Below are 14,804 nucleotides of genomic sequence, written 5' to 3'. Positions count from 1 at the left end.
GGTACGGCGAGGGGCTGAAAGGCATGTAAAACTGATCCGCGGGTTTTGTTGGCGCGGTCGATGCCGTTAATTCCAGCCGCCACCCAACACCTTGTACAAGTTCACCCGGTTGCTTTGCTCGGCCAGACGCAGGGTGATCAGGTCCTGCTGCGCGCTGTAGAGCGAACGCTGGGCATCCAGGGCTTCGAGGTAACTTTGCGAGCCGCCGCGGTAAAGCGCGTCGGCCAGTTCGAAGCTTTTGCGGCTGGCGTCGGTCAGCGCTTGCTGGGCCGCCAGGCGTTGATCCAGGGTGCTGCGCACCGCCAAGGCATCCGCCACCTCCTTGAACGCCGTCTGCAGGGTTTGCTGGTAGGTTTGTACCTGAATCTCGTGTTCGACCTTGGCCGCGTCCAGTGTCGCGCGGTTACTGCCGGCATCGAAGATCGGCAGGCTGACGCTCGGGGCAAACGTCCACGCGCCGCTGCCGGACTTGAACAGACCGGACAAGGCCGAACTCGCGGAACCGGCATTCGCCGTCAGGCTGATGCTGGGAAAGAATGCCGCGCGGGCCGCACCAATGTCGATATTGGCCGACTTGAGCGTGTGTTCGACCGCCAGCACATCCGGACGGCGCTGCAACAGGCTGGATGGCAGCTCAGCCGGTACCTCAACCAACAGCGCGGCTGATTGCAGGCGCGTGCCGGGTAGCAGATCCTCGGGAATGTCGCTGCCGACCAGCAGGCGCAAGGCATTGCGGTCCTGGAGAATCTGGCTTGCAAAGACCGCCACGTCGCCCCGTGCCGACTCCACGGTGGTTTGCGCCTGCGCCAGGGCCAGGCCGGAAGAGCCGCCCAACGCGTGGCTGCGCTGGGTCAACTCGTAGGTCGCCTGCTGACTGCGCAACGTCTCCTCGGCCAGCTGCAACAGTTCGTTGTCCGCCGCCAGGGTCAGCCACGCCGTGGCCACTTCGGCCACCAGGCTGATCTGTGTGCTGCGCCGGGTTTCGGTCAGCGCCAGATAGGCTTCCAGCGCTTCGTCCTGAAGGTTCTGTACCCGCCCGAACACATCCACCTCATAACTGCTCAGCCCCAGTTGCGCGCTGTAGTCATGACTGCTGGCCGCCGTGCCGCTGCTGGACAAGGAACCCGGTGTACGGCTGTGAGTGCCGCTGACGCCCGCATCGATAGAGGGCCAGGCTGCGGCTCGCTGGATGCGGTACTGCGCTTGGGCCTTTTCGATGTTCAGACTGGCCAGGCGCAAGTCGCGATTGTTGGCCAGCGCCAGGGACTGCAAGCGCGCCAGACGGCTGTCGGTGAAGAACTGCTGCCACTCGATGTCGGCGGCCACCTGGCCCTTGGGGGTGCTGGCAACCGGCAGCCATTGCTCGGCGACAGGCGCTTCAGGGCGCTCATACCGAGGCGCCAGATTGACGCAGCCGCCGAGCGCGAGAACGGCCAGCAGCGGCCAGTGAAACTTGATCATGCGTCACCTGCCTGGGCGGATTGGACGGAGGTCGAAACCGTGGAAACGCGGCCGAAACGGCGGCGGATCAACACGAAGAACAGCGGTACGAAGAAGATCCCCAGTACCGTGGCGCTGAACATGCCGCCCAGCACGCCGGTACCAATGGCTTGGCGTCCGGCGGAACCGGCGCCGGAACTCAATGCCAGTGGCAGCACGCCGAACATGAAGGCCAGGGATGTCATGAGAATGGGCCGTAATCGTTGGCGCACGGCAATCAACGTCGCCTCCCGTAGGCTGTTGCCCTGCTCTTGCAGATGCTTGGCGAATTCGACGATCAGAATCGCGTTCTTGGCCGCCAGCCCCACGGTGGTCAACAGTCCCACCTGGAAGTACACGTCATTGCTCAAGCCCGTGAACCGTGTCGCCAACACCGCGCCCACCACACCCAAGGGCACCACCAGCATCACCGAGAACGGCACCGACCAACTCTCGTAAAGGGCGGCCAGGCACAGAAACACGAACAGCACCGAAATCCCGTACAGCAGCGGTGCCTGGGAACCGGACAGGCGCAGTTGATACGACTGCCCGGTCCACTCATAACCGATGCCTTCGGGCAATTGCCCGATGATCGCCTCCACCGCGTCCATCGCCGCGCCGGAACTCACGCCCGGCGCCGGATCGCCAACAACCTCCAGGGAAGCGCTGCCGTTATAGCGCTCCAGCAACGGCGAGCCATAACTCCACGAGCTGCTGGCGAAGGAGGAAAACGGCACCATCTCATCGTTGCTGTTGCGCACGAACCAATGATCCAGGTCCGCGGCCTGCATGCGCGCTGACGCCTGGCCCTGGACATAAACCTTCTTGACCCGCCCCTGGTTGAGGAAGTCGTTGACGTAGCTGCCGCCCAGGGCCGTCGACAAGGTGGCGTTGATATCACTGGTGCTCAGGCTCAGGGCGCCGGCCTTGCGATCATCGATATGGACCTTGAGCTGAGGTGTGTCGTCCAGACCGTTACTGCGCACACCCTGCAGTCGCGGGTCTTTTTTCGCCAGGTCGATGAACTGCTCGCGAGCCGCTACCAGGGCGTCGTGCCCCAGGCCGCCAAGATCCTTGAGTTGCAGGTCGAAACCGGAACTCTGCCCCAGGCCGCGCACGGCCGGCGGCTGCATGACAAATACGTTGGCATCGCCAATGCCCGCCAGCGCCTGGGTCGCGCGCCGGGCGATGGACGCCGAATCCTGCCCGGCCCCCGACCGCTCGCTCCAGTCCTTGAGCCGGACAAAGGCACGTGCGGTGTTCTGGCTGTTGCCGCCCATGCCCAGGCCGGTGATGCTGATCAGCGCCTCAACTTCAGGTTGTTCGAGCATGTAGCGCTCGAACTGCTGCATCACCGCTTGAGTGCGACTGTCGGTGGCGCCTACCGGCAGTTGCACCTGAGCCATGAGAATGCCCTGGTCTTCGTCCGGCACGAACGAGGTCGGCAGGCTGGCGTACCCCGCCGCCATGGCCAACACCACCAGCCCATACACCAGCAGGCTGCGGCGCCCGCGCTGCAAAATACCACCCACCAGACCTCGATAGGCCTCAGCGCTGCGTTCGAAGGTGCGATTGAACCAGGCGAAAAAACCGCCTTGGGCACCATGGCCCTGGGCGTCGGCGGGCTTGAGCAAGGTCGCGCACAAGGCCGGCGTCAGCGTCATCGCCACCAACACCGAGAGCACCATGGCGGAAACGATGGTCACCGAGAACTGCCGGTAGATAATCCCCGTGGAGCCACCAAAAAACGCCATGGGAATGAACACGGCGCTCAGCACCAGGGCGATGCCGATCAGGGCGCTGGTGATTTCATCCATCGATTGGCGCGTGGCGGCCAGGGCACCAAGCCCCTGCTCGCCCATGACCCGCTCGACGTTCTCCACCACCACGATCGCGTCGTCCACCAACAGGCCGATGGCCAGGACCATGGCGAACATGGTCAGCGTGTTGATCGAATAACCCAACAGCGCCAACACGCCGAACGTGCCCAACAGCACCACCGGCACCGTGATCGCAGGGATCAGGGTGGCGCGCAGGTTCTGCAGGAACAGGAACATGATCAACACCACCAGGACAATGGCTTCGCCCAGGGATTTGACCACCTCCTCGATGGACAGGCTGACAAAGGGCGTCGTGTCATAGGCAATGACGTTTTTCAGCTGCATTTGCGTCGGGTAGAACGGCTCCAGTTCCTTGAGCTTGGCCTTCACCGCCTCACCGACGCTCAGGGCATTGGCGCCCGCGGCCAACTGCACGCCCATGGCGGCAGCGGGCTTGCCATTGAGCGCGGAATTCACGTCATAGCTTTCACTGCCAAGCTCGACCTGCGCGACATCCCCCAGCAACACCACGGCACCGTCACTTGAGGACTTGACCACGACGTTGCGAAACTCTTCGGCGGTTTGCAGTTTGCTGCGAGCACTGATCGTGGCATTCAACTGCTGCCCCTTCACCGCTGGCAAGGCGCCGAGTTGACCGGCGGACACTTCAGTGTTTTGCGCCTCGAGGGCGGCGCTGATATCGGAGGGCATCAGTGCGTATTTTTCCAGCAGGGACGGGTCCAGCCATATGCGCATGGCATATCCCGAACCCAGCGTCTGCACATCGCCTACACCGTCGATGCGGCTGATGGAATCGAGCAAGGTGCTGGAGATGTAATCGCCGATCTGGGTGCCAGTCACGGATTCGTTATCGGAGGCCAGCGCGGCAATCATCAGGAAATCCGAGCCACCCTTGGTGACCGTCAGGCCTTCACTTTGCACAGACTGCGGCAGTCTCGACTCGACTTGCTGCAGCTTGTTCTGCACCTGCATCTGCGCGACGTCAGGATCGGTGCCGGCGTCAAACGTCAGGTTGATTTCGGCACTGCCTGCCGAGCTGCTGGAGGCCGACATGTAGGTCAGGTTGTCCAGCCCCGTCATCTGCTGCTCGATCACCTGGGTCACCGAATCCTCCACGGTCTTGGCCGACGCACCGGTGTAAGTCGCGGAAATCCGCACCGTCGGTGGCGCGATATCCGGGTATTGCTCCAGCGGTAAGCGGCTGATGGACAACGCCCCGGCGAGCATGATGACGATGGCGATAACCCAGGCAAAAATCGGTCGATCAATGAAGAAGCGCGCCATGATCAACCCTCCTGCGCAATGGCCGTCGGGGCGGCTTGCAGTGCCCGCCCACGGGTGCCGGTGTTCTGCGCCAACACCTCGGCGCCTACCCGGACTTTCTGCCCTCCTTCGACGATCACCTGCTCACCTGCCTTGAGGCCGGCGGTGACCCACCATTGATTACCGACGGCACGATCGATGGTCAGTACGCGCTGCTCCACCTTGCCGTTGACCACCAGCAACACCGAGGTCACACCGCTGGCGTCGCGGCTCACGGCCTGCTGCGGAATCAGGATCGCCTGGTCATTCCAGGCCTGCTCCAGTACCGCCCGCACATACATGCCCGGCAGCAACAGATGCTCCGGATTGTCGAACTCGGCACGCAGGGTCACGGTGCCGGTGCCCTGGTTGACGCTGACCCCGCTGAATTTCAAGCGGCCTTCGTGGTTGTAGGTGCTGCCATCGTCAAGCTTCAGGCTGATCCGCGCTTCGCCCTCAGCGTTGCCTTGCAACGCACCGCTGGCCAGATCGCGCTTGAGACGCAACAGTTCGCTGGTCGATTGCGTGACATCCACGTAGATCGGGTCCAACTGCTGCACGGTGGTCAGCGCGCTGTCCTGATTGGCCACGACCAGTGCGCCAGGGGTGACGGTCGACGTTTCGATGCGCCCGCCGACGGGCGAACTGATGCGGGTGTACGCCAGGTTGATGCGCGCGGTATCCGCTCCGGCCTGTGCCACTTGCAGTTCCGCCTGGGCGGTCAGCAGGCTGGCCTGGGCATCCTCGTTGTCTTGCTGACTGATGGCATCGATCTTCGCCAGTTGGGCATTACGCCTGGCGGTGGCCTGGGCGGATTTCAGCGTGGCGCGCGCTTTTGCCACGCTCGCCTGGGCTTCAGCCAATGCGGCTTTGTATGGCGCCGCATCCAATTGATACAGCGCCTGCCCGGCCTTGACGTCGGCGCCTTCGACAAACAAGCGCTGCTGGACGATACCGCCGACCTGAGGACGGATCTCGGCGACCGTGAACGCTTGGGTGCGCCCGGCCAGCTCAGTCGTCAGCGCCTGGCTCTGAGGTTGCACGACCATCACCGACACCTTGGGCACGACTGCGACCGGCGTGGCGTCGCCGGCCGAGCAACCGCTCAGCACGAACAAAATGATCAGGGAAAGGACAACGGCGGCGGTTACCAGGGATTTGGCGAAAAGTTTGGTCGACATATCTGCCTCTGCAAGACGGGGTGGCTTGAGCCATGCGCCATACTGCGAGGCAAATGTGCAGGAAAATTGAAGATTGCCCGCCGAGCTTGAATCTTCGTCGCGTCAGGGCCTAAATGACCGGGCCATCCACCGACCTGCCCGAGCCCATGAAACTGAGCATCTCCACCAAGCTGTTTGTAGCCGTACTGGCCAGCGTGCTGTTCGTCATCCTGAGCATGGGCCTGGCCACAAGCTGGAGCTTTGGCCGTGGTTTTCTCGGCTACCTCAATGAACAGGCCCTGGAGCGCATGGCCCCGGTCCTGCCTCGCTTGGCCAGTGCCTACGAGCGCGAGGGCAGTTGGGAATTCCTGCGGCACCAGCCCGATCGCTGGTTCGACATCATGCGGCCGGAGCCCAGGGACGAAGAGGTGTTCCACGAACTGAGGATTCCTTCATCCTCCGATCTGACGGGCGCATTGTTCCGCATTGCCCTGCTGGATCAGCAAAAAAAACGCGTGACCGGCTACCCCGCGATCGGTGATGACGCCCTGCTGCGCCCGATCGAAGTGGCCGGCAAAACCGTCGGCTGGCTGGCCGTAACCCCCTTCCAGAGCGTAACGGAAGCAGGCGGCGAACGGTTTCAGCAGTATCAACTGCGGGCCAGCCTGGGGATGGGTGTGCTCTCGTTAATGTTGGCGATGCTGATCGCCTGGTGGATCGCCCGCACCCTGCTTGATCCGGTCAAAAGGGTGGCCGCGGCGACTCATCGACTGGCCGCCGGGGAATACAGCAATCGAGTGACCGTGTCGTCCAGCGACGAAGTGGGCCAACTGGCGCGCGACTTCAACCAGCTTGCCTACACGCTGGAGCGCAACGAACAGATGCGCCGGGAATTCATGGCCGATGTCTCCCACGAACTGCGCACCCCGCTGTCCGTGTTGCGCGGTGAACTGGAGGCCATCGAGGACGGCGTACGCACCCTCGATCAAGCCTCCATGAAGTCGCTGCAGGGTGAAGTCGGTATGCTCAGTAAACTGGTGGACGACCTGTACGAGCTGTCGTTGGCGGACGTCGGTGCCCTGAACTATCGCAAGAGCGAATGCGTGCTCAACGACTTGCTGGCAAACAGCGCGGCCATGTTTCAGGAACGCTGCAACGCTGCGCAGCTGCGCCTGGAGCTGGACCTGCCGGCGCAACCGCTGCGGTTGGAGGCCGATCCCAAGCGCCTGCAACAACTGTTTGGCAACCTGCTGGAGAACGCTGTGCGGTATACCGACCCGGGCGGCGTATTGCGCATCAGCGCCGCAATCGAGGGCGACGACGTGCGCATCGAGTTCCTCGATTCCGGCCCCGGGGTTGAAGCGCAACAATTGCCCCGGCTGTTTGAGCGCTTCTACCGCGGCGAAGCCTCGCGCAATCGTGCCAGCGGCGGCGCCGGCCTTGGCTTGGCAATCTGTCATAGCATCGCCCTGGCCCACGGCGGCAGCTTGACGGCCGATCACTCGCCCCTGGGTGGCCTCTGGCTGACCCTGCGCCTGCCACGGAATGCCTGAACCATGGTCAACGACACGCCGATTCTCATCGTTGAAGATGAACCCAAACTGGCCGCGCTGATGCGCGACTACCTGAGCGCTGCCGGTTACCCGACCCAGTGTCTGGATAACGGGTTGGACGTGGTGCCGGTGGTGCGTGCCGCTGAGCCCCGACTGATTTTGCTCGACCTGATGCTGCCCGGACGTGATGGCCTGCAAGTGTGCAAAGAACTGCGCAGCTTCAGTGCGGTGCCTATCATCATGATCACCGCCCGGGTCGAGGAAGTGGATCGCCTGCTCGGACTGGACCTGGGTGCCGACGACTACATCTGCAAACCTTTCAGCCCGCGTGAAGTGGTCGCCCGGGTCAAGGCCATCCTGCGACGCAGCCCGCACCTTCTGGCGTCTGCGCCATCACGCCTGCAGATTGATGAAGAGCAGTACAAGGCCGTCCTCGACGGTATCGCACTGGACCTGACGCCTCTGGAACTGCGATTGCTCAGCACCCTCGCCCGCTCGCCAGGGCGCGTGTTTTCCCGGGATCAGTTGCTCGACAAGATCTACTCCGATCATCGAGTGGTGACCGATCGCACGGTCGACAGCCATATTCGCAATCTGCGGCGCAAGCTCGAACAGGCCTGCCCGGGGGAGAATCCCATCGAGTCGTTGTATGGCGTGGGCTACCGGTTTCAGCTCGTTACTGATCCGCCGCATAGATGATGGTTTGCGCGCTGTCCGACGCAGCAGGCGGGCGGGTGAAGTAGGTGTCGCCTTCGTCCGTCTGGATCTCGTAATGCGCCTTGTTGGCGACGCGATCCGACACACCGAGGTGCTTGATGATTTTCAGCACCCGCTGGAACTTCACGCCCTGGGTGCCGTTCTGGGCCGGCCCGGTGAGCACATTGACCTTTTGAAACCAGCCGGCATTTTTTTTGTTCGACACCAGCGTGCTGCTCAACGCCTCGAAACGCTCCAGGCGGGTAAAGCCCCAGAGCGTCTGTTCCTCCACCGCGTTGCCCGGCGTGGCAGAGCCGGTAAACACGAACAGGTTGATGGCCGGGTTGTCTTCGCAAAAAAAGTCATAGGGCACTAGCCCGTCGACCATTTTCTTGCCGGACACGAATCCCTTTTTATGAACCAGAAACATCACCACCTCCGCTCAATGACTTCACTAGCACATCAGCAAACGCTGAGTAAGTTTGAGCGGGAAGTCTACTGAGGTGATGCGTTCAGGGCCGTCAAGCCAATGTAATTTCGTGTAAAGACCAGACCAGGCCCGGCAGGTTGATTTCCACGGTCAGGCCCCCGGCTGGCTCGTTACGCGCGCTGATCGTGCCACCATGCATTTCCACGGCTCTTGCGGCGATCGCCAGGCCCAGTCCGAAACCGGCACACGCTTCGTTCACACCGCGCTCGAACGGATGAAAAATGCTCTGCAGCCGTTCGCTTACAACACCCGGCCCCTGATCGGTAATCCGGACCCTCAGGCATTGGGTGTCGGGATTGACCTCGGCCGACACGACAACCGTCGTGCCCGGCCGGGTATAGCGCACGGCGTTTCGGATGACGTTTTCGAAACACCGGTACAGCAGCTCGCCGCTGACGCGACTGACAAAGGCTGGACACGCTTGCAGGCTGACCCGGCAGCCTTTCATGGCGGCCTCGAATTGAGCGTCCTCGACAATCCCCACCAGCAGTTCAATGATATCGAGTGGCTCGCGCTCGATACTGTCGGGGCGGCCCTGCACGCGTGCCAGGGTCAGCAATGCCTCGATCAAGGTGTCCATGCGCACCGACTCACGCTCGATGCGCCCCACCATTTCCTGGCGTGCCGGGTCTTGCTGTAGCAGCCCGATGGCCGCCTGCATGCGCGTCAAGGGTGAACGCAGTTCGTGAGAGATGTCGTGCAACAGGTGTTGCTGGGCCTGCACCAGCAGTTTCAGCTGATTGGCCATTCGGTCGCAGTCCTCGGCCAGATCGACGATTTCATCGCGGCGCCCGCCCATCATCGGCTTGACCCGGGTTTCGAAACGCCCCTGTGCCACGTCGCTCATCGCCCGCCGAAGATAGGCCAGCGGCCACGCCAGGTAGTAGGCCAGGTACCCGCTGAACAGGGCACTCATCAGCGTGCCGATGATCAACGGGATCGAGCGCCCGGGCCCTCTGTCACCGGCATTGCCGGGAGACTGTGAGGATCTGAGCGACAGCGCGACACCCTCCTTGCTGATGACCGATCGTTCATAGGCCGGATGGGGAACCGGCGATCCCGCCAGCAGTTGACCTGCGGGGTCATACACGCCAATCGCCTGGTCATCCGGGTGCTCCCACACCGTCAGCAACTGTCGGCCGGACTCGACGCCATATTGCTCAAGCAGCTGTTTTTCGCTGGCCAGGATCGCCTGCAGATGAGGATCCCCGGGGCCGAAATTTCCCAGCACCAGAATGCCCAGCCCGACCAAAAAAGTCAGGCTGGTAGCCAGCCAGAACGCCAGGAACAGTTTCCAGAACAGGCGACCCGGCTTCATCATTCGGCAATCAACAGGTAGCCGAGGCCACGTACGCTCTGGATCCAGGCCTTGGTGTCGGGGCGCGGGCCCAGCTTCTGGCGGATGCTGCTGATGTGCACGTCTATGCGCCGGTCGTAGCGGGTCAAGGGACAGCCCAGCGCATTGAGCGACAGATCCTGTTTGCTCACGACCTGCCCGGCGTTTCGCGCCAGTTCTTCAAGCAAGCTGAATTCGGTGGAGGTCACGCCCAGCTCGCTCCCCTGCCAAAGGGCCTGTCGCTTGCCGGGCCACAACACCAGCGGGCCGGTCCTGATCACTTCCGCGGTGGGCTGATCCGCCGGCTGCACCCTGCGCATGATCGCACGCAACCGCGCCACCAGTTCACCTGGCGAGCTGGGCTTGGGCACATAGTCATCGGCGCCCAGTTCCAGGCCGGTGATCTTGTCGATGTTGTCGCCACGGGCCGTCAGCAGCACCACCGGCACCTGGCTGACAGCCCGAATGCGCCTGAGTACCTCGATGCCCGACAGGCGTGGCAGCATCACGTCCAGCACCACGATGCTGTAGCGCCCGGAAAGCGCATGAATTTCACCCTCCTCGCCCGAGTGCACCGCCGTCGCCTCGAAGCCTTCACGCTCCAGGTACTGGCTGAGCATTCCAGTCAGTTCCTGGTCGTCGTCAACTAGCAATACGCAAATCATGGAGAGCTCTTGAGTGGGTATCGGCCCATTATCGCCCGCGCACCGAGCAGCGTCATGGCCTTACACAAACCTTTACCTAACTTGACACTTGGTTAACCGCACCAAACGCACCGAGCTTTTATGCTTGCGCTCCACCAGCCTGCCCGCCCAGCGGTACCTCGTCTTGTCTTGAGATATCCGCGCCCGCCTACGCTGCTAGTCGATGTGTCCTGGAAAAAGATCTTGATGAATTTTTCGCGTCTGCTCTGCTCGGTTGCCCTCTTGCTAAATGTCACACTTGCGCACGCCCAAGGCTTCAAAATCTCCGATATTCGCATCAACGGCCTGCAACGGGTCTCTGCTGGCAGCGTGTTCGGTGCATTGCCGTTGAACGTCGGGGATGACGCAGACAATCAGCGTTTGGTGGAGTCCACCCGGGCACTGTTCAAAACCGGTTTCTTCCAGGATATCCAGCTGGGCCGTGACGGTGATGTCCTGATCATCAGCGTGGTCGAACGTCCATCGGTCGCCAGTATCGAGATCGAGGGCAACAAGGCGATCTCCACCGAAGACCTGATGAAGGGCCTCAAGCAATCCGGCCTGGCCGAAGGCGAGATCTTCCAGCGCGCCACCCTCGAAGGCGTGCGTAACGAACTGCAGCGCCAGTACGTCGCCCAGGGCCGCTACTCGGCATCGGTCGACGCTGAGGTCATCGCACAACCGCGCAACCGTGTGGGCCTGAAAATCAACATAGATGAAGGCTCTGTCGCGACCATCCAGCACATCAACGTGGTGGGCAATACCGTCTTCAGCGACGAGCAATTGACCGATCAGTTCACCCTCAAGACCAGCAACTGGCTATCGTTCTTCAAGAACGACGACAAGTACGCCCGCGAAAAACTCTCCGGCGACCTGGAGCGCCTGCGCTCCTATTACCTGGACCGCGGCTACATCAACATGGACATCACCTCGACCCAGGTGTCGATCACACCGGACAAGAAACACATCTACATCACCGTCAACATCAACGAAGGCCATAAGTACAGGGTTGGTGAGATCAAGCTCAGCGGCGACCTGAAAGTCCCCGAAGAGCAGGTCAGGTCCCTGCTACTGGTGCAGAAAGGCCAGGTGTTCTCGCGCAAGCTGATGACCACCACGTCCGACCTGATCACCCGTCGCCTGGGTAACGACGGTTACACCTTCGCCAACGTCAACGGCGTGCCCCAGCCCCACGATGACGACCAAACGGTTGATATCACCTTCGCCGTCGATCCGGGCAAGCGTGCCTACGTCAACCGCATCAACTTCCGTGGCAACACCAAGACCGACGACAAGGTATTGCGCCGCGAGATGCGCCAGATGGAAGGTGGCTGGGCGTCGACTTACCTGATCGACCAGTCCAAGACCCGCCTGGAGCGCTTGGGTTTCTTCAAGGCAGTCAACGTCGAAACGCCGGCGGTGGCGGGTGTCGATGACCAGGTGGACGTGAACTACGGTGTTGAAGAACAGGCGTCCGGCTCGATCACCGCCAGCGTCGGTTTCGCCCAGAGCGCGGGCCTGATCCTCGGTGGTTCGATCACCCAGAGCAACTTCCTGGGGACCGGCAACTATGCCAGCGTCGGCCTTACCCGTTCGCAATACCAAAGCAAGTACAACTTCGGTTTTACCAACCCCTACTTCACGCCCGACGGGGTGAGTCTGGGCTACAACGTGTTCTACAGCGCGACCGATTACAGTGACTACTACAACAACGGCGTTTCGTACTACGCCATCAACAGCTATGGTGCCGGTACCACGTTCGGCTACCCCATCAATGAAACTTCACGGATGAGTTTCGGCCTGAGTGCGCAACATGACAGTCTCGAGCCAGGGACCTACAGCGCCGATGAGATCTACGACTTTATCGAACGTGAAGGCAAGCAATTCACCAACTTCAAGGCCAGCCTCGGCTGGTCGGAGTCGACCCTGAACCGCGGAATACTGGCCACCCGCGGGCATTCACAGAACCTGAATTTCATGGTGACGGTGCCCGGCAGTGACCTGAGCTTCTACAAGATCGATTACACCGGGCAGGCTTTCCTGCCCGTCAGCGAAGCCACCTCGCTGCGTTTCCATACCAAGCTCGGCTACGGCAACAGCTACGGCTTAACCGACGGCCTGCCTTTCTATGAAAACTACACCGCCGGTGGCGAGGGTTCGGTGCGCGGCTTTAAAAGCGGCACCCTTGGCCCGCGCAACACCCCGGCCACCGGTACCTATGCCAGTGCCGGGCAGGCGTATTACTCAGACCGGGACACCGACGCCCTGGGCGGCAACATTCTCATTACCGGCGGATTGGAATACCTGTTCCCGATGCCCTTCATCAAAGACAACAAATCCCTGCGCACCTCGGTGTTCTGGGACGTCGGCAGCGTCTATTCCAACAAGTGCTACCTGAGCACCACCCAGGGTTGCGACGGTGTCGATCTCGACCAGATGGCCAGTTCCGTTGGTATTGGCGTTACCTGGTACAGCCCGCTGGGTCCCTTGAGCGCCAACCTGGCGTTTCCGATTCGAACGCCCGAGAATGCCGACACGCAAGTGTTCCAGTTCTCCATGGGGCAAACCTTTTGACTCCATTCTTGCCCTGCGCCTCTGGCAATACAGATGTCCGCACGACAGGAGAAACGCCCTGCGATTTCAATACTCGATACTGACTCGGCTTCAGCACTCGAGCGATGAGATCGTTGTCGACTTAGCCTTTTTTGTCAGGCTGAGCAGGCCAGCCGCTGAAGAAAATGATAACTGCGGGTATGGATAGCCCAAGCAGATATTGGCCGGGACACACCACTAAGCCGACCGCCCAGGCACCGAGTAGTACAGCACCGACAACGCGTCGCTGCCGAGGCGTGAAACGTGAACGCAATAGTTGTAGTTTTTCGAGCAACGTCATTACCGCACTCCCTGTCTGGTATGCGGCAAATCATATCACCCCGTTTCAAATGCCGATCTGCTAAAGCCTTTGCTGCATCGAGGACCAATTCGATTCGGTTTCGCAATCGACTGGCGGTTTCGGGCTTTCATGTCCCTGATTCACCGTTGCAACGGCTTGCAGATGTCCCTCGCTATGCAGTTCAAGGTCACTGAACGCATCCTCTTCGACCTTGCCGCGCACCAACACAGCCCCTGTCCTGTCGTGAGATACAGCAGATTCTCCCTTGCCGACTTCAACAACGGCATATTTTGCCTGGGGTGTTTTGTTAGCTTATTCAGGTAACAGGGCCCTGGGAATATATGGATCGTCACAGCGCTGCTCTGAGTCGCAACCTCCCGGCTCTGCTGCTTGCAGCGCCTATCACCGCTCCAAGGAGCTAGCTGGATGACAACACAATCTTCGAATAGCTACCGCGTTGATCCGCAAAGGTCACAGCAGTTTTATATCAACGGTCGTTGGTCTGCTCCAGCAAGTCCTGCCAGTTTGCCGGTGATCAATCCGGCGAGTGAAACCGTTGTTGCAGAGGTAGCAAGCGGGACTGCCGCGGACGTTGATCGGGCAGTAGCTGCGGCGCGTGCAGCGCTTCCTGGCTGGTCTTCTTCCTCCACTGCGCAACGTGCGCTTGTGCTTGGAAAGATCCACGAGCTCATCCTTGAGCGAAAAGAAGCTCTTGCGCAGGCCCTCTCTCTGGAAATGGGCGCTGCCATCGGCTTCGCACGGGCTATGCAAGTGCCTCTGGCGGCCGAACACGTTCGGGTCGCAAGGGATCTTCTGTCCACCTATCGTTTCCAAACGGTTGAAGGCGGCACCGCGATTGAACGCGAACCCATAGGCGTGTGCGGTCTCATCACACCGTGGAACTGGCCGCTTTATCAAATCACCGCAAAAGTCGCACCGGCTATTGCTGCCGGATGCACAGTGGTCCTCAAGCCAAGTGAATTGTCACCTCTGAGCGCCCTGCTTTTTGCACAGATAGTGCATGACGCAGGTCTCCCACAAGGGGTTTTCAACCTGGTCAATGGTAGTGGTCCCGAGGTCGGTGGAGCCATGGCTGCGCATGCCGATATCGATATGATTTCGATCACTGGCTCAAACCGGGCTGGCGCGCTGGTCGCACAAGCGGCCGCCCCTACGGTAAAACGCGTCACTCAAGAACTGGGAGGCAAGTCGCCGAACCTGCTGCTTCCCGACGCCGACTTCGCCAAAGCCGTGCCACTGGGCGTGATGTCTGCGTTTCGCAACGTAGGACAGTCGTGCAGCGCCCCGACAAGAATGATTGTTCCCAGGGACAGGCTGGCGGAAGTCGAAGCGTTAGCGGCTGCCACCGCC

The 14,804-nt window shown here is 61.2% G+C and carries 11 protein-coding genes; 4 read left to right on the top strand and 7 right to left on the bottom strand.

Annotated features, from left to right (window positions below):
- Positions 1-66: 66 nt before the first annotated feature.
- The 3 genes from PMI35_RS02335 to PMI35_RS02345 are packed head-to-tail and all read right to left on the bottom strand — an operon-like array spanning position 67 to position 5,803.
- The gene (locus PMI35_RS02335) at positions 67-1,461 is read right to left on the bottom strand and encodes an efflux transporter outer membrane subunit (protein WP_008065779.1); all 1,395 of its coding nucleotides are present in this window, start codon (positions 1,459-1,461) and stop codon (positions 67-69) included.
- On the bottom strand, positions 1,458-4,604 hold the full coding sequence (locus tag PMI35_RS02340; RefSeq protein WP_008065776.1) for an efflux RND transporter permease subunit: 3,147 nt from the start codon (positions 4,602-4,604) through the stop codon (positions 1,458-1,460). Before PMI35_RS02340 ends, PMI35_RS02335 begins: the two co-directional genes overlap by 4 nt.
- A gap of 2 nt (positions 4,605-4,606) precedes the next feature.
- Entirely contained in the window at positions 4,607-5,803 is a 1,197-nt protein-coding gene (locus PMI35_RS02345) for an efflux RND transporter periplasmic adaptor subunit (RefSeq protein WP_008065774.1), read from the bottom strand.
- Positions 5,804-5,916: 113 nt separating this feature from the next.
- On the opposite strand from PMI35_RS02345, the gene PMI35_RS02350 reads away from it, so the two are divergent.
- Both PMI35_RS02350 and PMI35_RS02355 read left to right on the top strand, forming a co-directional pair.
- Positions 5,917-7,335 carry an ATP-binding protein gene (locus PMI35_RS02350; RefSeq protein WP_008065773.1) on the top strand — a complete coding sequence of 473 codons (1,419 nt, stop codon included), beginning with the start codon at positions 5,917-5,919 and terminating at the stop codon, positions 7,333-7,335.
- Positions 7,336-7,338: 3 nt separating this feature from the next.
- Positions 7,339-8,034: a response regulator gene (locus PMI35_RS02355; protein WP_008065771.1), complete on the top strand. Its 696-nt coding sequence runs from the start codon at positions 7,339-7,341 to the stop codon at positions 8,032-8,034.
- Here the strand turns inward: PMI35_RS02355 and PMI35_RS02360 are convergent.
- From PMI35_RS02360 to PMI35_RS02370, 3 genes are all read right to left on the bottom strand, one after another.
- Positions 8,012-8,461 carry a hypothetical protein gene (locus PMI35_RS02360; RefSeq protein WP_008065769.1) on the bottom strand — a complete coding sequence of 150 codons (450 nt, stop codon included), beginning with the start codon at positions 8,459-8,461 and terminating at the stop codon, positions 8,012-8,014. The genes PMI35_RS02355 and PMI35_RS02360 overlap by 23 nt on opposite strands.
- 91 nt (positions 8,462-8,552) lie before the next feature.
- Positions 8,553-9,842: a HAMP domain-containing sensor histidine kinase gene (locus PMI35_RS02365; protein WP_008065768.1), complete on the bottom strand. Its 1,290-nt coding sequence runs from the start codon at positions 9,840-9,842 to the stop codon at positions 8,553-8,555.
- Positions 9,839-10,522, bottom strand: coding sequence for a response regulator transcription factor (locus PMI35_RS02370; protein ID WP_008065767.1), 684 nt, complete (start codon positions 10,520-10,522; stop codon positions 9,839-9,841). The genes PMI35_RS02365 and PMI35_RS02370 overlap by 4 nt, the downstream gene beginning before the upstream one ends.
- Before the next feature lie 225 nt (positions 10,523-10,747).
- Here PMI35_RS02370 and bamA point away from each other — a divergent pair, with 225 nt between their 5' ends.
- Positions 10,748-13,114, top strand: coding sequence for an outer membrane protein assembly factor BamA (gene bamA / locus PMI35_RS02375; protein ID WP_032832144.1), 2,367 nt, complete (start codon positions 10,748-10,750; stop codon positions 13,112-13,114).
- A gap of 121 nt (positions 13,115-13,235) precedes the next feature.
- Here bamA and PMI35_RS34325 read toward each other — a convergent pair whose 3' ends face one another.
- The gene (locus PMI35_RS34325) at positions 13,236-13,433 is read right to left on the bottom strand and encodes a hypothetical protein (RefSeq protein ID WP_081504872.1); all 198 of its coding nucleotides are present in this window, start codon (positions 13,431-13,433) and stop codon (positions 13,236-13,238) included.
- A 426-nt stretch (positions 13,434-13,859) separates the two neighbouring features.
- On the opposite strand from PMI35_RS34325, the gene PMI35_RS02380 reads away from it, so the two are divergent.
- Positions 13,860-14,804, top strand: a 945-nt coding sequence (locus PMI35_RS02380) for an aldehyde dehydrogenase family protein (protein WP_008065765.1), incomplete at its 3' end; no start/stop codon positions are given.

Origin of the sequence: Pseudomonas sp. GM78, from assembly GCF_000282475.1 — a bacterium.
In the GTDB taxonomy this organism is placed as follows: Bacteria; Pseudomonadota; Gammaproteobacteria; order Pseudomonadales; family Pseudomonadaceae; genus Aquipseudomonas.
The sequence above is the reverse complement of the archived record's forward strand: the minus strand, read 5'-3'. Positions and strand labels throughout refer to the sequence as shown.

Coding starts and splice junctions, on each gene's coding strand:
- PMI35_RS02335 (WP_008065779.1), bottom strand. CDS start 1,461: ATGATCAAGTTTCACTGGCCGCTGCTGGCCGTTCTCGCGCTCGGCGGC.
- PMI35_RS02340 (WP_008065776.1), bottom strand. CDS start 4,604: ATGGCGCGCTTCTTCATTGATCGACCGATTTTTGCCTGGGTTATCGCC.
- PMI35_RS02345 (WP_008065774.1), bottom strand. CDS start 5,803: ATGTCGACCAAACTTTTCGCCAAATCCCTGGTAACCGCCGCCGTTGTC.
- PMI35_RS02350 (WP_008065773.1), top strand. CDS start 5,917: ATGACCGGGCCATCCACCGACCTGCCCGAGCCCATGAAACTGAGCATC.
- PMI35_RS02355 (WP_008065771.1), top strand. CDS start 7,339: ATGGTCAACGACACGCCGATTCTCATCGTTGAAGATGAACCCAAACTG.
- PMI35_RS02360 (WP_008065769.1), bottom strand. CDS start 8,461: ATGTTTCTGGTTCATAAAAAGGGATTCGTGTCCGGCAAGAAAATGGTC.
- PMI35_RS02365 (WP_008065768.1), bottom strand. CDS start 9,842: ATGATGAAGCCGGGTCGCCTGTTCTGGAAACTGTTCCTGGCGTTCTGG.
- PMI35_RS02370 (WP_008065767.1), bottom strand. CDS start 10,522: ATGATTTGCGTATTGCTAGTTGACGACGACCAGGAACTGACTGGAATG.
- bamA (WP_032832144.1), top strand. CDS start 10,748: ATGAATTTTTCGCGTCTGCTCTGCTCGGTTGCCCTCTTGCTAAATGTC.
- PMI35_RS34325 (WP_081504872.1), bottom strand. CDS start 13,433: ATGACGTTGCTCGAAAAACTACAACTATTGCGTTCACGTTTCACGCCT.